The 24,189-nt window shown below is 33.1% G+C and carries 13 protein-coding genes; 5 read left to right on the top strand and 8 right to left on the bottom strand.

From position 1 onward, the window contains the following. Window positions 1–6: 6 nt before the first annotated feature. Entirely contained in the window at window positions 7–1,338 is a 1,332-nt protein-coding gene (gene mepM, locus CIPSTX3056_RS01900) for a murein DD-endopeptidase MepM (protein ID WP_072666271.1), read from the top strand. An 858-nt stretch (window positions 1,339–2,196) separates the two neighbouring features. Beyond that, complete coding sequence (gene nfo, locus CIPSTX3056_RS01895; RefSeq protein WP_072666270.1) at window positions 2,197–3,057, top strand: deoxyribonuclease IV; 861 nt, start codon at window positions 2,197–2,199, stop codon at window positions 3,055–3,057. 73 nt (window positions 3,058–3,130) lie between these two features. Here the strand turns inward: nfo and fruA are convergent, their stop codons facing one another. From fruA to fruB, 3 genes are read right to left on the bottom strand one after another with little or no spacing between them, the layout of a single operon-like run. After that, window positions 3,131–4,822 (bottom strand): PTS fructose transporter subunit IIBC, encoded by a 1,692-nt coding sequence (fruA, locus tag CIPSTX3056_RS01890; protein WP_072666269.1) that lies wholly within the window; start codon window positions 4,820–4,822, stop codon window positions 3,131–3,133. Further along, complete coding sequence (gene fruK / locus CIPSTX3056_RS01885) at window positions 4,822–5,781, bottom strand: 1-phosphofructokinase (RefSeq protein WP_072666268.1); 960 nt, start codon at window positions 5,779–5,781, stop codon at window positions 4,822–4,824. The genes fruA and fruK overlap by 1 nt, the downstream gene beginning before the upstream one ends. After that, window positions 5,774–6,913 carry a fused PTS fructose transporter subunit IIA/HPr protein gene (fruB, locus tag CIPSTX3056_RS01880; protein ID WP_072666267.1) on the bottom strand — a complete coding sequence of 380 codons (1,140 nt, stop codon included), beginning with the start codon at window positions 6,911–6,913 and terminating at the stop codon, window positions 5,774–5,776. Before fruB ends, fruK begins: the two co-directional genes overlap by 8 nt. A 1,150-nt stretch (window positions 6,914–8,063) precedes the next feature. Between fruB and hemG the strand changes: the two genes are divergently transcribed. From hemG to lnt, 3 genes are all read left to right on the top strand, one after another. Next, the gene (gene hemG, locus CIPSTX3056_RS01875) at window positions 8,064–8,621 is read left to right on the top strand and encodes a menaquinone-dependent protoporphyrinogen IX dehydrogenase (RefSeq protein WP_072666522.1); all 558 of its coding nucleotides are present in this window, start codon (window positions 8,064–8,066) and stop codon (window positions 8,619–8,621) included. A gap of 1,909 nt (window positions 8,622–10,530) precedes the next feature. Beyond that, window positions 10,531–10,998: an rRNA maturation RNase YbeY gene (gene ybeY / locus CIPSTX3056_RS01870; protein WP_072666266.1), complete on the top strand. Its 468-nt coding sequence runs from the start codon at window positions 10,531–10,533 to the stop codon at window positions 10,996–10,998. A 1,192-nt stretch (window positions 10,999–12,190) separates the two neighbouring features. Then, on the top strand, window positions 12,191–13,720 hold the full coding sequence (lnt, locus tag CIPSTX3056_RS01865) for an apolipoprotein N-acyltransferase (RefSeq protein ID WP_072666265.1): 1,530 nt from the start codon (window positions 12,191–12,193) through the stop codon (window positions 13,718–13,720). Window positions 13,721–14,886: 1,166 nt separating this feature from the next. Here the strand turns inward: lnt and rlmKL are convergent. From rlmKL to accD, 5 genes are all read right to left on the bottom strand, one after another. After that, window positions 14,887–16,050, bottom strand: a complete 1,164-nt coding sequence (gene rlmKL / locus CIPSTX3056_RS01860) for a bifunctional 23S rRNA (guanine(2069)-N(7))-methyltransferase RlmK/23S rRNA (guanine(2445)-N(2))-methyltransferase RlmL (protein ID WP_072666264.1) — start codon at window positions 16,048–16,050, stop codon at window positions 14,887–14,889. A gap of 825 nt (window positions 16,051–16,875) precedes the next feature. Next, entirely contained in the window at window positions 16,876–17,847 is a 972-nt protein-coding gene (gene coaA, locus CIPSTX3056_RS01855; protein ID WP_072666263.1) for a type I pantothenate kinase, read from the bottom strand. A 1,917-nt stretch (window positions 17,848–19,764) separates the two neighbouring features. After that, window positions 19,765–20,409 (bottom strand): adenylate kinase, encoded by a 645-nt coding sequence (gene adk / locus CIPSTX3056_RS01850; RefSeq protein ID WP_072666262.1) that lies wholly within the window; start codon window positions 20,407–20,409, stop codon window positions 19,765–19,767. 732 nt (window positions 20,410–21,141) lie between these two features. Continuing rightward, window positions 21,142–22,389 (bottom strand): bifunctional tetrahydrofolate synthase/dihydrofolate synthase, encoded by a 1,248-nt coding sequence (folC, locus tag CIPSTX3056_RS01845; RefSeq protein WP_072666261.1) that lies wholly within the window; start codon window positions 22,387–22,389, stop codon window positions 21,142–21,144. Between the two features lie 72 nt (window positions 22,390–22,461). Next, entirely contained in the window at window positions 22,462–23,361 is a 900-nt protein-coding gene (gene accD, locus CIPSTX3056_RS01840) for an acetyl-CoA carboxylase, carboxyltransferase subunit beta (RefSeq protein ID WP_072666260.1), read from the bottom strand. Window positions 23,362–24,189: the final 828 nt, after the last annotated feature.

The following is a 24,189-nucleotide window of genomic DNA, read 5'->3' as shown; positions in this document are numbered from 1 at the left end:
GTGTATGTGCAGAAAAAACTCAACGCTATAAGTTTAGCGTTTTATGGTTTATCTTGTCTTCACCCTATTATATTAAGCGCATTTACGGTGGTGCCATTCATTGTTTCTAGTTTTAGTGTAAAATCCTATATTGGCTATGCCAATAGCGCTAGTCTGTCAGTTGACTATGCTCACTCTAAAAATAATCAGACCAGCGCTGCTCTTCCAAAAGATAGCGAGCCTCTTGACGAAGAAAGCCCAGCTATTGAAGATGATTTACCTAAAGATGAAATGGACAATGCTATCTCCAATGAAGCTAGTATCCATGATTATATCGTTACTCGTGGTGATACACTTAGCAGCATAATCAGCCAGTATGATGTAGAGTTGTTAGATATTATTCAATTAGTAAAATGTGATACAAGGTTGAATAATTTACGCATTGGTCAAAAACTATCATGGAAGATAAATGATAAGCATCAACTGCAACATTTAACATGGGAGCTTTCTCAAGGTGAAATCAGATGTTATGAGCGCATTCAAAAAGGCTTTAAACTATCTTTGTCACTTAAAACTGGTTCGTTTCGGCGAAAAATTACAACAGTAGTAGTCAGTGCTAGCTTTATCAATAGCGCCAAATTAGTGGGATTAAATAGTAGAGAAATCCAATCAGTCATTAAATCTCTACAATGGCAAGTAGATTTTCGCAAGCTTCGTGATGGCGATCGTTTTGAGATATTGACGATGTATGCAATGTTAAATGGTAAGAAACAGAAAAGTGAACTATTAGGGGTAAGAGTGCATAATACTGGTAAGGATTATTATGCCATTCGGGCTGCTAATGGTAAGTATTATGACCGTACTGGGTCTGGATTAACCAGTGGTTTTATGCGATTTCCTACCGTGAATAAGTATCGCGTTTCATCTCCGTTTAATCTTAGGCGACCTAATCCAATAACTGGTAAAATTATACCACATAAAGGTGTTGATTTTGCAGTTCCTATCGGAACCCCTGTATTGGCAATAGGGGATGGTGAGGTAATTGTATCTAAATTTAGCAGTACAGCTGGAAAATATGTAGCTATACGGCATGGTCATCAATATATGACGCGCTATATGCATTTAAAAACCCTGCTAGTAAAGGCAGGACAGAAAGTAAAGCGTGGTGAACATATTGCACTTTCCGGTAATACTGGACGCTCTACGGGGCCACATGTTCATTTTGAGATCTGGGTCAACAACCAAGCTGTAAACCCTCTTACTGCTAGATTGCCCCGCATGGAAGGATTAACAGGAATAGAACGACGTGCTTACCTAGATAAAGCAAAAAAGATAATATTTCAGCTAAATAACAAATAATATAAGATATATATCTCTTAAGATTAGTGAGCTGTATCATCATTACTGCTTAAAGCAATTAATTGCATATACTTCTTGAGCGTGAGTGACATTGCGCCGCATCGTGAATACGTGAAAATACGAACCTATCGGAAGTGTAATAGGAATTATATAGAATATATAGTGAGATAACGCACACTGCAATTAACAGGTTCGTAATGATCTATTAAAATTATCTATTAAAAATTTAAAAAATTATTTCATGTCATCTGTATCTAAATATTTAGAACAAGGATCTGATAATACAGAGATTTAGGGGGCCATAGTTGACATATATCATGTATAGCTATAATTCTCTGATGTCTTAATATTGAACACTTCGAAATTACGGCTATTGGATTTCTCCTAATAGTACACAGGTTAAGCTAATGCAATAGATATACTACGAGTTTAGATCACGTTAATGTTTATCACGCTTTAGTGTATGCAGGCTGGTGTATACATAGCAGATTATTATACGAATATTAAACATATAAGGAATAGGATGTTTGAATATATAAGAAAGATCATGTGATCTCTATCGTGAATAGACGGCATCTAATATAATCCTCTATTATGAGATATGTAAAATTATTCATATAATTAAAATGAAAATTTTAATTATATGATATGAGATGTTTCTTGTATCTCTATAAATAGATCCTATCTGTATCTCTCGAATTCAGTGATATATAGATGAATACATCTAATAATGATTAATGACCATCATCCATATGGTGTGGCTCTATGAGAGTTTTTATACGTATTGCAATTTTCACAACATTAGCAAAGAGAGTTAGTGGTATTTAAATCATTTATCAACCTATTAGGATGAGCACAATGAAATATATTGGCGCCCATGTTAGCATAGCTGGCGGTTTAGAGCGCGCGGTAGAACGTGCTGCAGCATTACAAGCAACGGCGTTTGCTTTTTTTACTAAAAATCAACGCCAGTGGTGCGCACCTCCCCTTACTTCTCAAGGCATTTATGCCTTTCATCACGCATGTGCGAAATATCAATATCAATCGGCACAAATTCTTCCGCATGGTAGCTATCTAATTAACCTAGGTCACCCCAGATCAGATGGATTAGAAAAATCTCGCATTGCTTTTCTAGATGAAGTTTTTCGATGTCAGCAATTACGTTTAACATTACTAAATATACACCCAGGTAATCATTTAAAAATGATAACAGAAAACCAATGCCTGCAACGCATTGCTGAATCAATTAATCTTACTCTTAGTAAAACTAAAGGAGTTACTATTATTCTAGAAAATACCGCAGGACAAGGAAGTACCATGGGGTTTTTATTTGAACATTTATCTGCTATTATTAATGCAGTAGAAGATAAATCTCGTATTGGTGTATGTATAGACACCTGCCATGCTTTTGCTAGTGGTTATGAGCTACGCACTGAAGAGTCCTGCATTAAAACATTTTCTGAGTTTGATAGGATCATAGGATTTCAGTATTTACGTGGATTGCATCTTAATGATTCTAAAAGTCAGTTTCATAGTCGAGTAGATCGTCACCATAATCTAGGTATGGGCACTATAGGGCGCACAGTATTTAGTTGGATCATGAAGGGCAAACGATTTAATCGTATTCCAATGATCCTAGAAACTGTAAACCAAAATTACTGGAAAGAAGAAATCGCTTGGCTAAAATCTGAGCAAGATAGAGATAGAGATAGAGATTAGAGATAGAGATAGAGACTAATCGATTCTGAAATGGACATCTGTTCTAAAAATATCATGAATATTTTTAACGTAATTAAAATTCAGAAATCTCTTTCTCTGGAGATTTTACCTGTGCGTAAGATATACCTGCTAATAGAGTACCTATAACAATCGCTGAAAGATAACCAATTACTGGAGTAACCACCCCCGGCATCAGAAGCACAAACAACCCACCGTGTGGAACCATTAATTGAACACCAATGGCCATAGAAATAGCACCTGTTACTGCACCACCGATTACACAACAAGACAGTACACGTACAGGATCTCGAGCAGCAAATGGAATAGCACCTTCAGATATGAAACACATACCTAGTACTAAGGCTGTTTTACCTAATATTCTTTGTTTTTTAGTAAACTTGTTACGAACAATCAGTGTTGCTATTCCCATTGACAGTGGGGGTACCATACCAGCCGCCATAATGGCTGCCATTGGTGCATAGGTTTTTGAACTAAGAAGACCTATTCCAAAAGCATATGCTACTTTATTTAGTGGTCCACCCATATCAATACACATCATGCCACCTAAAATGCCTCCTAAAAGTATAGCATTAGCGGTGCCAAGATTCCCTAAGACACTAGTGAGACCAAGCATTATCCCGGCAACTGGTTTTCCAATTATATATATCATTATAAGACCGGTTAATAAACTAGAAATCACAGGAAGGATTAAGAGTGGCTTCAATGATTCCATGCTGCTCGGTATATGGATGTAAGAGTTGAGGTATTTAACCATATAACCAGCAATAAAACCGGCAATGATACCACCAATAAAACCTGAGTTTATGTTAGTTGCTAGCATTCCCCCAATAAAACCTGGCGTTAACCCGGGTCGATCAGAAATAGAAAAAGCAATAAATCCTGCTAAAATTGGTATTATGAGCATAAGAGCAGCACCACTTCCGATCTGTGTGAGCGCTGTAACAAAAAAAGCTGAATGATCGCATATTGCATTACCCACTGCAAAAGAAAAAGCAGTAATGAGACCTCCAGCAACAACCATAGGTAACATATAGGAAATACCAGTCATTAAATGACGATAAAATCCAATCTTCTCTTGATTCTTTTTTTGTTTTTCCCCTTTATGATTAATTAGCGGATGGTATGGGATAGCTTGAGTGACAGCATTATCTAGTTCCTGTTTTGTATTTTTCAGTGCTAAGCAAGTTGAGGTTCTGTAAATTCTTTTACCAGAAAATTTGATCAAATCAACTTCAATATCGGTTGCAACAATTATGAAATCTGCTAACGCGATTTCATCAGTAGTAATGATATTTTGTCTGCCTATTGAGCCCCGTGTTTCTACTTTAATCCACCATCCTCGCTTTTTAGCCTCAACACTAAGTGCTTCAGCAGCCATAAAAGTATGCGCGACGCCTGTAGGGCATGCAGTTATTGCTAGCACCCTCTTGAATGTACTTTTCAAATCTATCAAAGAATTTGCTTTAGCGGTTGGTATACTATATGGTTTAGCATCTGTTAGGGCTTGTGCTAAACATTTCTTTGGAGAGCGCATGAAATGCTTGATATCTATCAGATACAAAGACTTACCAATAAACCTATTATCCACTGGTTGTGTATTACCTAAAGCAAATATTAGATGTGCCTCTTCGATATTTTTAGTTAACGTGACACCAATTGCATGTGCCGCTTCCATAGTAATTTGTTTAGCTATATGCTGTGCGGCTCGTCCTAACGAGGAGTCAATGATTAGTAGGGTTTTCATTATATATCTCCAGAGGATAGTGTTGTATAAGGATACAGATCAACACGCTTCATCATCGTAGATAATTGTGTGTAGTCAGTGATACCAACACTGCTTTGGTTAACGGCCAGTGCAGAAACAGCAGTAGCAAAACGCAGAGTATATTCACTGGATTTGTGCATAAGCAGTCCATAAATTAGCCCACCAACCATAGCATCTCCTGCTCCTACAGTACTAATGACATCACAAAATGGCGGTTTCGATATCCATACTCCATTAGAATTAACCAATATCGCCCCTTCACGACCCATTGAGATCACTACATGCTGGACACCTTTTCCACGCAGGATGTGGGCGGCATTAATCACGTCTTCTTGAGTCGGTAAAGGATGTCCTATAAAAATTTCTAACTCGCGGCGATTAGGTTTTATAAGATCAGGCTTTGCACTGAGCCCTGCAATAAACGTCTCGTGGCTACTATCAAATATTATACATGGACAATATCTGCGAGCTTGTTTCATCCAATATATAAAGGCAGAGAGATCAATACCAGGTGGTAGACTACCACTAATGCAAAGTGCATCAAACTGGTTAAAGATAGTACGAAACTTAATTAAGAAACTCTCCCATGCTTGCGCGGTGACTTTAAATCCGGAGCAATTAATTTCTGTCAGCTCTCCATCATCTTCCGTTAGCTTGATATTTGTACGAGTGTATCCGTCCACAAGGTGAAATTGATTAATAATGCCTTTTTTTTTAAAAAGGCGAAGAAAGTCGTCCTTATTTTTTTTTCCCAAAAAACCAAACACTGTTACATCGATATTAAGATCTCTGAGTATCTTAGCTACATTAATTCCTTTACCGGCTGCATGTACACTGATTGTGTTAATTAAGTTTAACTCTCCACGCTCAAGATGTGAGACGTGCCCCTCTAAATCGTAGGCCGGATTAAAAGTAACAGTAGCTACGCGTTTACTCATTTTTATTTTCACCTAAACCATTGGCAATCGCTTCTCTAACTGCGAATATCATTTTTTGCGCTTCTTGACCTCTGGCAATAAATCGTAAACGATGACCCTTTTTGACACCAAGCGAGACCATCTTCATTAAACTTCTACCATTAGCAGGCTGTCCATTACCATCAAGATTAATAACACTGACTTTACAGTTAAATCCTTTAATTAAATTAACCAATACAGCACCGGGACGTGCATGTAGCCCATGTTGATTATGGATTATAAACTCCTCTGTTACCGCTAACTCTTGAGAATCTAAAGTTTTATTGGTTAATAATTCAACAATACAATGGGGATCTCCGTGCAGTAGCTGATCACACTCGTTTTTTATTAGTAAATGACTCAAACAATTAAGAACTACTAATGGTTTCTCATCAATTATAGACACAGTGATTAATAGTGAAACTTTTTCGCCTTGCACATGGAACGGACGCATCGCACGACTGATTGCAATACCATTTGTTACATTTCCATGAGAACTTTCATTAAGCCATATGCCTTGTCCAAGATTAAGAGGTGGATTTGACACAATCTGTGCCACAAAAAAACTGTCTACTAAACCAGCTTGCTTAAGTAAACCTGCATTTATTGCTTGTAAAGTGATCAAGTTATTGCTTTCTACGTCAGTAGCAATGAGCGCAGCATCCAAGATAAATGATTGAGAATGTTGCTCTCCAATTAAGATACTGCGTAAAGTTGTAGCTGAATGAGTGTTTTTGAGTTTGCTAGTCAGACTTTCATCATGTAATGCATGGGTTATCTGTCGTAGTAACTCAAGGTGTTCATCAGATTTAGCGGCGATACCAATGACTACATACGCAATCTGCTGATCTCCCCAATCTACTCCATCTGGAAACTGAAATACTTGTATGCCAGTTTTTAGCACCAAATGGCGAGAATTAATCGTTCCATGCGGAATAGCTATTCCGTTACCTAAGTAAGTAGAAGTTTGTTTTTCACGTTCTAGCATTGCCTCTAAGTAGTCACCGCTAACGTTACCGGCTGCAGCTAAAGCAACAGAAACTTGACGAATCGCATCTTTTTTGTCGCCCGCCCATGCTCCGGGCGTAATGGCATTAAGTGCTAGCTGCAGCATAGCTCTCCTTGTTGCGAAATATAAATCATTGTATCTGGCCTTCCTTAATTACTCATTACTCTATTACTCATTACTCTATCTTACTTTTTTGAGATAACATAACGCAAGTATTAAAATATTAAGATTTATCTGTATTTGAAATCCCTAATAATATCAGAATGATACTAAAGATAATCAAGTTGAAAATTATACAGTATTTTAAAGTTTTTAATAAGTTTTCTGAAACAGATGATTATCTGAATCCTATAAATGAAAATGATCATTCTCCCCAGTAATCACCGATGTGTATCGTACAGGTGATAAAATATCATCTCAATAGCTCATAATATGAGATTAATTTAATTATAAAACTACAAAAGAATCAACTGTTAATGTTGTTATAGATGCTTTTAAAACATGATATAGTGTAATTTTGTCACTAAAGATCGCTGCATCGTACAATACTATAAAACATCCATGCATTATAAAATAACCTATGACTCTGGTAGAATCATCAACAGATGTTATAATGCATGTACATAATAAAAATGTAACTTCTAATGATTGATGGATACTTAATAAAAGATATTATAGTAAGATTAAGTAACATCAAGAAAGAAGATAAATGATGAGTTTTGGTAATTTATTCAACATGATATCGCAAAATAACTATTTTCAATAATATATTTTTGTAATATATTTTTTATAACATCATTTTATAACATCATATGTTTAGTGTAACACACATGGAGGAACAATTAGTTTTAAAATTAATCAGCACTATTGTTACATATCATTGTAACTATGATATATAATTATTGTAACTATAATATATAATTATTTGTGTTGAATGAAGATATTAAGATAATACGCAATAAATTTAGGATGTTAATGGATAAAGATCAGCCCTAACTAGATCTTACATATACCATTCATTGTATTTGTACATAGAACTAGGTATGTTTTCATCGTAACACACCTATGATAGAGAACAATGCAATAATAATATTGCCTTTTATATTGCTCATACTACTCAAGATTAGAAAATTCTTTGATACGTATGGAGCATCTAATCTTGATTTTAACTAATTATATTCTTAAAATACAATTTAAGCAATTTGTGTTAACATCTAGGAACAGTCAAAATCTAGGAACAGTCAAATCAAAAAAAATGCAAACCCTGATCTTATTTTCTAGTCGTTATGGTCAAACTAAAAAGATCGCTTATTATATTTCTCGAGTTTTACAAGAGAAGGTTGAGTGCTGCACTCAAAACATAGAAAATATTAGTGATATTAATTTCTTGCAATATGATCGGGTCCTGATTGGTGCGTCGATTTACTATGGTAATTTTCACCCATTACTAGAACGATTTATAAACAAAAATTACAATGCATTAAATCAGGCTATAAGTGGCTTTTTTTCCGTAAACCTTGTTGCACGTAAACCAGAACAATGCACACCAGAAACCAATCCGTATACTCGTAAATTCTTGTTGCGATCGTTGTGGAAACCTGATTGCTGTGCAGTATTTGCTGGCGCATTGCGTTATCCTAGTTACAGCTGCTTCAACCGTTTAATGATCAAAATAATCATGCACATGACACAGGGCGAAACTGATAGCAGTAAACCATTAATAGAGTATACTAACTGGCAACAAGTTGAGTATTTTGCTAGTAATTTTTTAAATCTGAAAAAACTTTTCGGTAAAAACTATGTTCGAATCTAATAATGTTAGATATCAGTGGTTATATTAATGATGATTAAATGTAATTTTCATTACATATGAAATATGTATATTATATTGTACAGAAAAAAGCCACAATAATCATGATTTTCGGATTTTTTATATTAATCCGTAACATTAGGCGCTTTCTTAAGAATCTAGTTAATACAAAGATTGGAGATCTCATATGCGTGACATAATCTCCAATATTACTTATCTTTTGATTATTAGGAAGAAAATAATTAAATTTTATTTACTGGTGTCAATAACTGATGTAAATCATAAAGGGATCTAACACTCAAGTTAGACTACAATTTTGAGCTATATATAAATTGATACTAAATAGTAAAATTATACTTTTAATATAACATTTCTTTTAGGGCTTTAAAAATTAAATATTGTCTTTTACTATATATACTCAGCAAGTAATACTTAGATCATATGGACTGTATTCATCAGATAGTCTCTCCATGGCAAGAGAACACAGGGCAATGTAAAAATATACAAAATCTTTAAATGCAAAAAAGTACTGTTAATAACTGATTCAAGACACCAATGGATATTAATGTCTTGATTACATATCTATTTATGATGCATTAATAGATAAATTATCGTAATTATAGGAAATAATAACGCAGGGTATTAGTAAAAAGTAAAGAAAAATTTAAAAGACAAATCAGATCTTAAGATTCAGTAAGTTTTTGGTTTGACTGCAGCACTTATACAGTAAAGTATACTAAATAATCACTCTTTTCGGAGATAATTTTCTCAGAAAAGATTTCTTACATAATGATATCATTATATATCTAGCTTTGGCGCATTATGGACAGAAATTATAAACTTCTATAAATATTTAATAAATTTTTCTATTATTAATCTATTATTTCTATAATATTATAGATATTTTTTTATAAACATATTTGTATAAATATGTCTTATAAGACAATGATAACGAATTCTAATAAATTAACATTGACAAAATTCACATATAACTAATTATTAACTTCTTTTAGTTATTAACTTCTTTAACAAAGCAAGCATATGCAAATTCAAACTAACTAGTAATAACTAACTAGTTATAGAGTATTATTATTATAATTAAAACGTGTAGATAGCATGCCCAATGATTATTCTGGTAATAATAAATATTATTTTTATGACCGTATTAATTAGAAATAATCAATATTACATGTTTAATAAAATATTTTATCTTTACTAAGATAACCGTATCAAGAGTGTTTTACTAATTTTTACGCTAAATAGAATTTTTTCTATGCTATGAATATTAGCTATGCTAATAGCAGGTGTTCATCGCATATAGTATATTGTGATCAATGGTATTGAGTAATAGTTGTTTAATCTCATAACGACCGCTATATGCTATATATAATAACTATATATCCTTGATATATTATCGAAAGCACTTTTTAAATTAATACATATAATATATTTAGTAGATTTATCTAAAATTATAATTACCAGAAAAAATCTTGTAACTGAAAAAAGCTTGTAACTGCTAGATGAATCATGATTCTTTTGTTAGAAACAAATATTCGTACTGTGCGAATCTTAAGTTACTACAAATATCAACTTATACCATTCAATTAATAAGATTAAGATCATTGTTAATCCTGTTTTTAGTGATTTTATCTCACCATCTGATATTATGCATATTTCTGATGATAATTGTTAACACAATCCTCATACGAAGACTCTCATTGAAGGTTAATGCATAATCGATGCGTATATAAAATCATAATCCCATTACTAGTACGATAACAATGCAAAAAAATGGATAATATGAGGGTGCTGCCAGCATTATGCATAAAATAACTTTTTTTTCAGATAAGAGCATTAATATAATAATAACTTTGCATGCATTAAGTATATTAATATATTGTGAGGAAAAGTTATGAATTCTATTATTCTAGATCTGCAGATCGCCTGTAGTATTCTGCAGGGTTTACCTCAAGAATCTGATTTTTTACGATGGGTGTCAGCAGCTCTACCAGAGTACAACCAAACAAAAGAGATTACTATTCGTCTCGTAGATGAGCAGGAGATCTGTACATTAAACTGGATATTTTGTAAAAAAAAACAACCTACTAATATTCTTTCTTTCCCCTCCACAGTGCCTTCTTATGTAAAACTACCTTTATTAGGTGATTTAGTGATGTGTCGTCAAATTATTGAGTTAGAGGCATGCGTACAGAAAAAATTACTTGAAGCGCATTGGGCGCATATGACCATTCATGGGAGTCTGCATCTATTGGGTTATAATCATTCCTGTCAATACACAGCAGAGAAAATGGAAACGTTAGAGACTAAAATTATCATGTTACTAGGGTATCCAGATCCCTACATTATAAGCGCAGAATGAATCTTTTTGGTAAAATAGTGATAAAAATGAAAAATTTAACTTATTATATCTCAAAATGTGATCAATCACATATTCTCTATAGTAATGAAATTACTATCATTACTCACTCGGTCAGAAATAGTAAAAATTATGGATATGCCTAAATTTTAATATTAAATTGATAACTAGTGGATAGATAATTGATTGTTTATTATTGTCATAATCTCATAAAAATTTTATTTAATTACTGATTTAATAAGTTCTTCTTGTTAAGAATTGTAAAAATCACATCTCACAAGTATTGAGTTTTATGATCATGTTAAATCACACATGTTAATTTAAATTGAATTAATTATTTCTAAAAGAAGTCAAAACATAGATTTTTATTAAAAAATTCCTTTATCTCTTATAATAAGATAAAAACGATTGATTAAAAGTACCTAAATTTTTATTAAAATATAAACGTATATAATATTAAAAATAAATTTTAAAAAGGGTCATATATTATTATTGTGGTGTTATATATTTTGAATATATATTAAATGCATCAAAAAATTATCCCATAAGCAAGATATCTTTCTATAGCCTATATATTCAGAGCTAATATTCAGCTATATGTATTAGTATGTCGTTGTATATATACATTATACGATAAAAATAAATAACAAAATAATTCTACTTTTTCTATTCTGATTTCATTAAATATGAATATATTATTAATATGGATAAAAAATGAATATTTCAGTAGTGATATTATAGTGATAATATTATTTATTATAATAAATGTTATCTATTATAAGTCTGACGCTGATACATATAGTTACTAATGCTAATAAATTTAGCACATACTCTATTGTAGTATACTATTATTATATGTAGATCATATTCAATATTTATCATAAAAAATATAGTTCTTTATATAATAAAATGCGCTAATACGCTAGATAGGTCCTTTAATAAAAATTTAAAACATCTGTTAATTTTACTGATCATTACTCTATTCTGTGACTTAACAGAATATTATGTTAGTCGTTTTATTTTATTGTATGTGACATATTCTATTTTTTAAAAAATTGATATTGAAATATATATTATATATACTTAAATTAGAGTTTAAAATCGTAATGACATTACCAATGTCATAGTCCATCAATGCACTGAATATATTAGCTGGGTGCTCGTCAATATAAGTCAAGATAATATCTATTTCAAAATGTCACTCTTGAAAAATTCTCATAATCAGTATTTACGTTTATTTGCAGCATTTTTTACAGGTGCTCTCGGTACACTCAGTTTTTCTCCATACGATTTTTGGCAGGCTGCGCTTGTATCACTATGTGGATTGCAGGGTTTAACGTTAAATCGGACTATGCAGCAGGCTAGTGCTATTTCTTTTATATGGGGTTTAGGTCTCTTTGGTAGTGGGCTTCATTGGATTTATATTAGCATGCACACTTTTTATGGAGTCTCTTTTATACTGAGTGCTTCTCTTTTGTGCTTACTCTCTGCTTATTTAGCTTTATATCCTCTTTTGTTTATTGCGCTATTAAATAAACTATGTACAACAAGGTTATTTCTTCGCCTAACAATAGCAGCCCCAGTAATCTGGCAGATTACTGAATTCTTGCGTAGTTGGGTATTCACTGGGTTTCCCTGGTTACAATTCGGTTATAGTCAGATCAATGGCCCACTTAAAGGTCTAGCTCCATTGATGGGGGTGGAGGCTATCACTTTCTCCTTAATGATGATTTCTGGATTAATAGTATATGCGCTATTGAAGCATCGTGTAATTGTTATAGTCTTAATTCTAGTGATATTTTTAGTGGCTGGATTGTTAAGCAAAATAACTTGGTACCTGCCATTACAGAATCGCATAGCAGATGTCGCTTTAGTGCAAGGAAATATTTCTCCATCAGTTATCTGTTCTCCCGATCAGATAGAAAATATTTTGAAAACTTATATACGACTTAGTAAGCCCTATGTCGGAAAAGTATCAATTATTATCTGGCCTGAATCCGCTCTGCCAGATTTCGAATCTAATCAACAATGTTTTCTGCGATCCAGTGATAAAAATCTACGAATGTCTGGAACCACTTTAGTTACTGGGATTCTAGATTCTCGTTTTGAAAAAAATCGCTATGATGTTTATAATACGATAATTGTAATAGGTAATAAAACCCCTTATCATTACTGCACTAGAAATCATTATCAGAAGAACCATTTAGTACCTTTTGGTGAATATCTTCCTTTAAAAGCTCTGTTACAATTTGTTATACCGTTTTTTAACTTATCACTGTCTGAATTTAGCCAGGGGGAATATATTCAGCCTCAGTTACAAGTAGCAGGTTATAATTGTACTCCAGCTCTATGCTATGAAGTTGTATTAGGACAAAAAATGCGGGATAACATTCGATCAAACACTGATTTTTTACTAACATTATCCAATGATGCATGGTTTGGAGGTTCGACTTGTCCATGGCAGCACCTTCAAATGGCACAAATGCGTGCACTAGAGCTAGGCAGACCACTATTGTATGCTACAAATAATGGTGTAACAGCTACTATTAATGCCAATGGCAAGATTTCTCATATCATTCCACAATTCGAATCTAAAGTTCTCATGACACAGGTAACACCGACCGCTGGATTAACACCGTATGTCCAATTTGGGTGCCTAGGTGTATGGGGTCTCGTACTACTATTTTCTCTTATTTGGATATTTTATATTGTTGTACATATCTAAAACATGCATCAACACTCTTTAAAAGTATAGATTTTATAGTTGATTTTATTGCTTATATGCACACTGATTAAATAAAGTATATATCTCTACTTGACGGTCAATGACCTACGTTCAATATGCTATGATTGAGAATCAACAGAGATAGCGCTATAAGACAAAGTTGACCGCAACTATACGATTAACAAAATTATTAAACAATTGATTTCATGTTAATCTCCTTTGCTGGTCATGCATAGGATAAGGCATCCACATACCAACATACATAACTCGTAATCGTTTTTCTCGTCTGAAGCATAAAAAATCTAAAAACTGCTTATGTTTAAGATGAGAGAAACATTGATGTAATTATCTTTGTCATGAGCACTACCTATAGTAACTATAGCATTATCTAGAGTAGATACTCTTAACATACACTTAGTGCGAATATATTAAAGATTTCTGTAGATAGCATCTATCAACAGGATCTATCTGGATCGCTTCAGATAGTTTTGTATGAATTTTTTAAAATTAATTAGATAACATTCAATTCTAGACCACTGTCACAAGCTTATCAGAGACTGAGAATGCTTGTAAAATCTAAAATAAATATTGAATTGTTAATAAACGTTTCTTTTAGATTTTACCTGTTTATATTAAAGAGTGGTATATCCTTTTCAAGATCATCATAAAATGTTCAGAGAACATACAATCATCTTGTAATTATCAGGCTAATAAAAAAATCCATAAAAATCTAATAGCATAGTTACTTACACAATTAGATTGTTAATCCATATAATTATTAATTAATACAACTAGTACTTTTGAAAAAATAGTTATTTTATAATAAAAGCTGTATTTAGTTACTGACTGAGTATATTATAATTAATATATTTTAGAATTTTTTATTAGAAATCCTTAATAATTTTATAAAATATCATCTCTGTATAAAAAACACCTAGAGTATGACATTAACAGACAGTTAATAGTTAGATCATATCAATATTCTATATAAAATATTATTTAGCATCCGGAAGTTATATTTTCGAGCCTAGATCGCATAGCTATTGGGTGTCCATATAAGACACGTCCAATTGTAAGCACTTCTTGTCAGATTATAAAAAATGTATCAATAGATTACCCAGGGATGGAATGCTTAGTGATAGGCACTAATAAAACTATATTGGTCCCTATGAAAATCTATAATTTTTATTAGCATTATTAGCATTATTAGCATTATTAGCATGAGTTATGATCCAACACTTATGTATAGAGCGAGTATGGTAAAAATCTTTAGGTTGTGTTTTAGCGGTAATTTCAACAGCTCTCATACCTATTTCTTTCAGGCCAGAAAGATTCATCTTAAAACCATGTTTATTATTAGAAAATATAATTTTCCCGTGTATGCGTAACAAGCTTTTTAAGTGCCAAAGTAATTCTAAATAATCACGTTGTATATCAAAACTTCTACTCATTTTTTTCGAATTAGAAAAAGTAGGAGGATTAACAAAAATTATATCAAATGTTTCTTTAGCACTACGAATCCAGTGGAAGCAATTAGCTTTAACCAGGAGATGTTGATTACCAGAGAGGCCGTTGAGGCGCATGTTTTGCTCGGCCCATGAAAGATATGTACGAGACATGTCAACGGTCGTTGTGCTTAAGGCTCCCCCTAAGCCAGCATGCACGCTAGCGCTACCAGTATAACCGAATAGGTTTAGAAAATCCTTTTCCCTGCTGAGCTTACCTAGTATTTTTCGTGTAATACGATGATCTAAGAAAAGCCCAGTATCAATGTAATCAGTCAAATTCACTAGTAATTTTGCATTAAATTCAGTAACTGCAAAAAAGTCACCATTTGTGTCTATTTTTTGGTACTGCTGAGTTTTTCCTTTCTGTTTTTTGCGAGTCTTTAATACCACTTTGTTTGCTGGTTGTTGAAGTATCTCTAGGGTGGTAGAGATGATCTCTAATAACCGCTGAAGTTTTGTACATTCGTGAATAGTTATCGGTGATTCATAGTCATGAATCACAATCCAATCAGCATAACGATCCACTGCAACTTTGTAATCTGGTAAGTCTCGATCATAGATCCGATAGCATTCAATCCCCTGAAGTCTAGCCCATTTATCTAGTTTTCTAATATTTTTTCTAAGGCGATTAGCGTACTCTATAGAGTACTGATTAACAAATATGTATTTTTTCTTATCTGTTGCTTGATTGTGTATCTGTATATAATCCTGTATACCATGAATATATTGGAGTTGAGTGTTTGTCTGCTGTCTATGATAGGGCAATTCCTGAGTTATAGAGTCTAATAAGGGTATATTATATACTCTATTATTGATCTTCATAATGCACCTCACATGATAATCACAGACAAATATCCTCTTTTTAACAACCATCACTTAAAAACTTTATTAGATATGATTACATTAATCACGTCCCATAAAAAGATATAATATGAAGTAACTTAACAGTATATCTAGAGGTCATATCTAGCATGGAACGAAATTATATCTATATTGCAAAGGATTATATCCTTATATAGGATCTGCGCTAATACTATAATAATGATTAATAATACTATTATATTTTAAATAATTCTTTTACTAAGGATATTAATCAGAACATTTTTGTAGTATACAATGATAGTTTTCAATATTATTAATCGAATCTTATTGAGCTGTATTAACAGAATATGTACTTTGGTGTTTTCTCAAAAACACTCTAGGTATTAGAAGTCTTCTGATTTTAAAAATAGCATCATTTTAAAAAATACATCTGATTATAATTATCTTAATCTTACGCTAAACTAATATAGTTAGCTAGATTCTTTGACAATTAGATGGTGCACTATGTGTTAACTTATGACTATCAGTTTTAGTTCATTCCTATCACCGAAAAGCGGTGTATCGCATGGAATATAAGGGACTAAACTTCATTTATAACATGTGAAATCAGATCATAAAGGTCATATTCTTAGCATTGATGCTTGTAGACAGACCGAATGAAACTGCTTATTGGCTATATAGCTAACTACAGATCATTTAATTAGTTTAGTAAATATTCTCTAATTATTCTGCACATGCTGTCTTGATTCACGTCATACATGTTAAATATTTTTCGTAAAAATAGATTTCAAACGTTAAATCGCTTATAATCTATTTAGGAATATATTAGGAATATATCAGTTTGTTTGCCTGGTGTGTTTCTTTTTTTAATTTTACTAAAGAGATGGAATGATTATAGGCTTTAGTCATAATTAAAGTGGCGCGTTCTCGTGTTGGTAAGATATTTTCTTGTAAATTTCTATAATTTATCTCATTCCATATGTTACTAGCAATTGATCTGGCCTCTTTAGATGATAATTTGGCATAATCATGGAAAAAAGAGGATGGATTAAAAGAAGCGTGGTGGCACAACTTGAGAAAACGACTAGTATACCAGTCTTTTAGTAACTCATGTGGCGCATCAATATAGATTGAAAAATCCACAAAATCTGATATAAAAATATCATGATGGTTATAAGCGGTATCCGTACCACATTGTAAAACGTTTAAACCTTCCAGTATAAGAATATCCGGATCTTGGATAGTTTGATGATATGATGGAATAATATCATATATTACATGAGAATAAACTGGTGCCTTCACCTGTGAAACACCTGATTTTAGATCTGCAACAAATTTTACTAAACTATTGATATCATAGGAGGACGGAAAACCTTTTTCTTGCATCAATCCGCGTGCGATAAGGATCGCATTTGGGTATAAAAACCCATCAGTTGTGATCAATTCAACGCACTGATACTCTGGCCAGAGCTTTAACAGTTTCTGTAATACACGAGCTATAGTGCTTTTACCTACTGCAACGCTACCAGCGATACTTATGATATAAGGAATTTTCTTACTCTTTTCCCCAAGACATGGCTTGAACACTTCTGTACGTTGTGAATTAGAAGTTATATAGCAATTTATTAGCCGAGCAAGTGGAAGATAAATCTCTGTCACTTCTTGCATCGAAAGATCCTGGTTTATCCCTGGTAAACACATAAGTTTACTCTTGTCTAGGGTTGTTGGAACTATATTACGTAATTCCGCCCATTGGGTGCGATTAAAAAAGTACCAATAAGGTGGTATGGTTAGCATGGAGTTTTGCTCTCGTCTATGCCACTCGTCTGTACTGCTATTAGCAATTTAAACAACGTTACCCAGTAGATTAGTCACTAATAATCAGTCTTAATGGCTATAAATTAAATAATATCAATAACCCGTAAATAACAGTGATAAGCTATTACGAAGAGAGAATACAGCTCGTTTAAAATAAGAAAAATTATCGTCAGTCTATTAGAGGGCTCTGTATTTTAAAAAAGCTACACTTGAAATCATATCAAAGTTAACTTGATTAATAACCTAATAAAGATATTATTGTGATTGTTACAACACATAGAAATTTTAACTAATAAAACGTTAGATCAGTAATCAAACCGTGATGTCTGACTATCAATAAAATTGATATTATCGATTTTATTTTATTTACACCAATATAAGTGATACGTACGCATCTATCGCAATGTTTTTCACTCTGTCTATTATATAAAAAATTTGACTACAATGTCCTGATTACTCTCATATAAATTTCATTTTATCAAATGTACGTAACGTTTTAGTTTATTGTTATCTACTGATGCAGCAAGTAAATTGCATCCATGCTTATACCGTTTTAACTCTTGTCATGCTTATATTGCTTACACAATTAACGTCACTATATCCATAAGTATAGTTATCATATCTGACCAACTTAGCATAGCGCATCAAAATACAATAATTAGCATTAAAGTGGTTCACGGATAGATATATTATTCAGCACTTGGCTCTCTTTCTTCAGAAAGACTTCCCTAATATATGCTTGCCGTAATCTCTGTTAAATCTTTTTATGGGTCAATGCAAAATCTATTGACTTAATTTCAGTATCATATTGAAAATAGATGGTTTGCTTGTGTAAACAAAAAAATCAAGATTTTTCTTATTTTTAAGCAAAATACGATAATTATGTATTTGATACATACACAATTCATCACGATTTAAAATTTTTGTTACATAGAATGTCTGAGTATATATCTAAGATAGACCTAGCACAGTCTCTATTTAGGGGTTGTTATATAAAGCATTTTAAAATATTAAATCGTACTCATTACTCAATAAGAGCCGATGTCAGTCATAAACAATCATAAAATATATTATATTTACAGATTTTCATTATTATATACACGCATATAGGTATTTTCTCAAAAATAGTCATCGTAAGTCATATTTCAACTATATATAGATATGATGACTAATATCTGACATCTTGTTTTTAAACATAATGATCATTAATAACTATGATTGATTATTTATGACACTGATATTGGTATCACCTACGATTTACTCTATTGCGCACAGAAATCAATAACCGATACGTAGCATTATACATCTTATATTAATCATGACGATCCTGTAATATATCCATTAGATATATTACAGCTAATCTCAATGGGGATGCATGGGTTAGTATGAACGCTTGATGATTAATGAGGTAGGATATATAATTATATATAACACCTTTGTCTGTTTTTTAAAATATCTATTTTTCACTAAAAATAGATATTTTACTCAAATATCTTAATGCTCACTTTCTGAATGTACCAGCGGAAAATTTTATTTCATTTAGATATATACTGATTTTAGATAAGTAGTGTGATTTGTCTTTGTTATTTGATAAAGTGTACTACAGATTTACCTGTCACGAGAGCATGAGATTCGATTACTATACAAAATAGAAGATCCTCTCATTGCAGTGTATAATTTATATCTTCATAAGATCATCAGCAGAGTATCTTCTGTCTCTATCAAGAAAGAAGAAAAAATTTATTATGGAGTATAATCAACGGAGCATCACCAATAGAGATATATTCTTTTAAATGACAACTAAAATAAATAAATAAATAAATAAATATATTCTGCATCATGCTTAATGATGATCGCAAACGCATAAAAATCTTTGTATCACCCAACTCGATTCCATCACTCAAGAATATTTGAGATTATTTTTTTGAGTAGAGTGATATTAAGTGTACCATCTAGTCGGTGGTATTGCGTATGATCCGCTGATCTTTCTGTAGTATAATATTTTATTAGAGGAGCTGTCCTCTGATGATATTCACTTAATCGTTGGTGAACTATTTCTTTTTTATCATCGTTACGCATGGTCAATGGCTCGCCAGTTATGTCGTCCTTTCCTTGAATTTTCGGTGGATTATGGTGTATATGATAAATCCGGCCTGATCTTTCGTGTGTTTGACGTCCAACCAGCCTTTCAATAATTAGTTCGTCTGGAACTTGAAATTCTAAAATATGGTCAACCTTGATACCTAATGTTTGTATTGCATGCGCTTGAACAATCGTACGAGGAAACCCGTCTAATACAAAACCTGTACAACAATCTGTTTGAGATAGGCGCTTCGTTACTAACGCAATCATGATTTCTTCAGTAACTAGCTTTCCGGCATCCATGATTTTTTTAATCTGATTCCCAAGCGTTGAGTTACATTTGACAGCAGTACGTAATATGTCACCCGTAGAGATTGCTGGAATACCGTATTGATCTATAATAAAATTCGCCTGAGTTCCCTTTCCTGATCCAGGTGGCCCCAGTAGAATAATGCGCATTTTACCACTCTCCTCATTCACAATTGCATGAATATTATATTGCATACGTTATGCATACTACGTCGGTATAATGACTACAAGTAAATGGTACTGCGGTGATCTATCCTTAGGTATACTACTAAGACAACTTAGTACACTAGTAACCTATACTAAGAATATTCTATGCAAATATTCTTAGTATTTATCGATAGCTCTGTGTATTCTGTATTCAGAGCGCCTAGTGAATGTATAAGTTCTATATTGTGCTCAAAATATTTAAAAAAGTATAGTGATAAAATTTTTATGCCTCAAGTTAAATATTGAGTAGATTCTTACCCTAGCCAGCAGGTAATGTAATATATTTACAAAATAAATTCTATATTGATATCTATATAATAGAATTATTATTCTCTTGCGCCAGATCTATTGAAGTGATAGATGTCAACATTGCTCTTTTTCTAATGTATGCTCTCACTAAAAATTTTTATAAAAACATCTATGCATAAACTCTATACTTAATGTTAGCTAGTACTTAAACTCTCAATTCATATTTATTTTGTAATTATCAAGACACGATATCATCAATAGGCACCTCCTTGGATCTAACGAGATTATCGCACTATTTATCTATCACTACTAGGGATTTGACTGCAATCTTCATATTGATATTAATAATGTAATCAATGACTAATTATTAGCTCTGTGAAGAGCTAATTGTTTTAACATGTACCTGATTTTGTTGATTTGAAATATTTAGCTATTCGCCGTTAGTCTAGCAGTTATCACCTGAGAGACAGTATCAAACGACCCAAAAACTAGGATGATATCCTGCGAATGAGCCTTATTTACCGCATGACGCCATGCACGAGCGACTGATGTAAAACATATTGCGTTGTTCAGGTAAGACATAATACGAGCAGCACTTGCGCCATAGGGGTGAGTTAGCGATGCACAGTACCAGTAATCTACTTGAGGCACTAGGTAAGCTAAAGTATTAGCAATATCTTTATCCTGGCGCATACCTACTACTGCGTGTATTTTTGCTGTTTTTTTAATTTTTATAAGTTGTGCAGAAAGATAATGTGCTGCATGAGGATTGTGCGCTACATCAAGAATAACTTTAGGGCAGTCGGATACTATCTGAAAACGACCCGGCAAAGTAGCCTGACACAAAGCATGAAAAACAATCGAATCATGAACTGGTATGAGAGATATACGTAATGCTGCGATAGCAGTAGCGGCATTATCAATAGGTATTTGTGGTAACGGAATAGACTGAACCTTGCCATGAAAATCTTCAAACGCCCAACTGTCATCGGTAGCACTATAAGACCAATCACGATTGCTTTGGTATAGCTGCGCCCCTACATATTGCGCTATTTCTCGAACAGAATTAGGCGTGTCTGGCTCACCAATTACAGCCGGCTTACCAGTGCGAAATATACCGGCTTTCTCTCGACCAATACTTTCACGATCTGATCCTAACCAGGTCGTGTGATCTAGTGCAATACTTGTGATGATAGCTATATCTGCATCAACAATGTTAGTAGCATCCAACCGACCACCAAGGCCAACCTCTAGGATCACAATATCTAGCTTGGCCTGTCTAAATAACCATAAAGCTGATAGCGTTCCAAATTCAAAATAAGTTAATGAGATATTTTTACGTCCATTTTCAATTTCTGAAAATGATGTAATAAGCTCCTCCTCTGTTACTTCCTTCCCGCAAATACGTATGCGTTCAGAATAATGTGTCAGATGCGGAGAATTGTAGACTCCTACCTGATATCCTGAAGCTAATAGAATGATTTCTATGGCCCGACAAGTAGTACCTTTCCCATTGGTCCCAGCAACAGTAAATACAATAGAAGCAGGAGTAAGAAGATTGAGTAATTGCCCAACATGTCTAACGCGTTCAAGCCCTAGATCAATTGGTTGAGTATGCAAATGTTGAAGGTACTCCAACCATTCACTCAGTGTTGATTTAGTGTTTAAAAGCATCCATTTATATTCTCTCAAGTTAATGACTGAGTAATATTATCATATTACATAGATTGTTAATCATGAGATTAATCACTGTACTCTTTCAGTAACAGTATTATTCTTATTCTCGGCCTCTGGCGCTGGAAGATTCATCATTTTCGCAAGTATACATGCTAATTTAAAACGCATTATTGGGCGACGCAGGATCATATCGATCGCACCTTTCTCAAGTAAAAACTCGCTTCGTTGAAACCCTGGTGGTAATGTTTCACGAAGTGTCTGTTGAATAACACGAGGACCAGCAAAACCAATTAATGCTTTTGGTTCAGCAATATTGAGATCCCCAAGCATTGCAAGACTAGCAGAGACCCCACCCATAGTTGGGTCTGTTAGAACCGAAATATATGGTAGACCATTCTCCTGTAGTTTTGCAAGAGCTGCACTAGTTTTCGCCATTTGCATGAGAGCTATGAGAGCCTCCTGCATTCTCGCGCCACCAGATGCAGAAAAGCAAATCATTGGGCAGTGATCTTTTATAGCTTGCTCTACTCCCCGTACAAACCGTTCACCGACTACAGAACCCATGGATCCACCCATAAATAAAAACTCAAACGCTACTGCAATCACTGGCATCCTGTGTATAGTTCCCTGCATTAATATTAGCGCATCCTTTTCTCTAGTAGCTTTCTGAGCAGAGATCAGACGATCTTTATATTTTTTAGAGTCTCTAAATTTCAAAACGTCTTTAGGTTCCAGCTCGATGGCTAGCTCACATAGCGAGCCTGGATCCAATAGACTATGTAGACGATCTCGCGCATGCATTCGCATATGATGGTCACACTTTGGGCACACGTTCAGATTACGTTCTAATTCAGCACGATAGAGAACCTGGCTGCAGCTATGACATTTTGTCCATACTCCTTCAGGGATATGTGCTTTACGCGACGGGGTCAGTCTCCTTGTAGAAAAAATTCGCTCAATCCAGCTCATAAATGACCTGTTATATGTTATGTGATGCTTTTCTGAACAGAATCTATCTTTTCATAGAGTCTATTGTATATAGTTTAAAGGTAAGTAATTATAACACAACATATAATATAATATTATTATTTAATTAATACGTATCTTAATGAACTTCTATTAAGTTATAGATGCTTACGTTAAGTAATATACTTAAAAGTAAGATTATTTTAAGCCATGATCACAGTAACATCTTCTTACTGAAACTCTAAAATAAATTAAATTTTAAACCTTAATTCCTGTTCATTATAGTAGTACTAATACCCAATCAAACACATTGCGTATTACACTCATAATCTCATTCGAGCATATTACTCTATGATAACCCTCTCTAATAGAGACTATAGATATACATTAAGCGATGCATTAATTCTATTTACCAATGAATAATATAATGCTTAATATTCTAGCTTGAAACCTGAATCAAGCATACCTTGCATAAGCCTATTTACAGCGATTAGAAAATATGGAATAACCAGCTAGTTGTGGTCTCCAATACTAGGGGAGAAATCAATACCGGGTTTACATAGAATAATAAGTCTATTGTAGATGTAGGGTTACCATTTATTATCTGAACATTATACAGATGTGTTTAGACACTGTAGATCATCAGCTTATCCCAGAAGATGATTAACTATAGAAGCATTAAAAAGTAAATCTAACATATTAGTTCTATCTTGGTCTGACAGAAATCCTGACAGGAATCTTTACTTTTTGTAGCTTTTCTTAAATATTATAATTTTATAATTATACTCATGTAATCTAACCAATCTTAAAACTCCTGTATGCGTTACACGT

This window comes from Candidatus Erwinia haradaeae (assembly GCF_900698965.1).
GTDB lineage: Bacteria > Pseudomonadota > Gammaproteobacteria > Enterobacterales > Enterobacteriaceae > Erwinia_E > Erwinia_E haradaeae_A.
The sequence above is the reverse complement of the archived record's forward strand: the minus strand, read 5'-3'. Positions and strand labels throughout refer to the sequence as shown.

Bases quoted from the DNA above. Each gene is read 5' to 3' on its own strand.
- fruK (WP_072666268.1), bottom strand. From the start codon at position 5,781: ATGAGTAAACGCGTAGCTACTGTTACTTTTAATCCGGCCTACGATTTA.
- hemG (WP_072666522.1), top strand. From the start codon at position 8,064: ATGCAAACCCTGATCTTATTTTCTAGTCGTTATGGTCAAACTAAAAAG.
- fruA (WP_072666269.1), bottom strand. From the start codon at position 4,822: ATGAAAACCCTACTAATCATTGACTCCTCGTTAGGACGAGCCGCACAG.
- fruB (WP_072666267.1), bottom strand. From the start codon at position 6,913: ATGCTGCAGCTAGCACTTAATGCCATTACGCCCGGAGCATGGGCGGGC.
- rlmKL (WP_072666264.1), bottom strand. From the start codon at position 16,050: ATGAAGATCAATAATAGAGTATATAATATACCCTTATTAGACTCTATA.
- ybeY (WP_072666266.1), top strand. From the start codon at position 10,531: ATGAATTCTATTATTCTAGATCTGCAGATCGCCTGTAGTATTCTGCAG.
- coaA (WP_072666263.1), bottom strand. From the start codon at position 17,847: ATGCTAACCATACCACCTTATTGGTACTTTTTTAATCGCACCCAATGG.
- adk (WP_072666262.1), bottom strand. From the start codon at position 20,409: ATGCGCATTATTCTACTGGGGCCACCTGGATCAGGAAAGGGAACTCAG.
- accD (WP_072666260.1), bottom strand. From the start codon at position 23,361: ATGAGCTGGATTGAGCGAATTTTTTCTACAAGGAGACTGACCCCGTCG.
- folC (WP_072666261.1), bottom strand. From the start codon at position 22,389: ATGCTTTTAAACACTAAATCAACACTGAGTGAATGGTTGGAGTACCTT.
- lnt (WP_072666265.1), top strand. From the start codon at position 12,191: ATGTCACTCTTGAAAAATTCTCATAATCAGTATTTACGTTTATTTGCA.
- nfo (WP_072666270.1), top strand. From the start codon at position 2,197: ATGAAATATATTGGCGCCCATGTTAGCATAGCTGGCGGTTTAGAGCGC.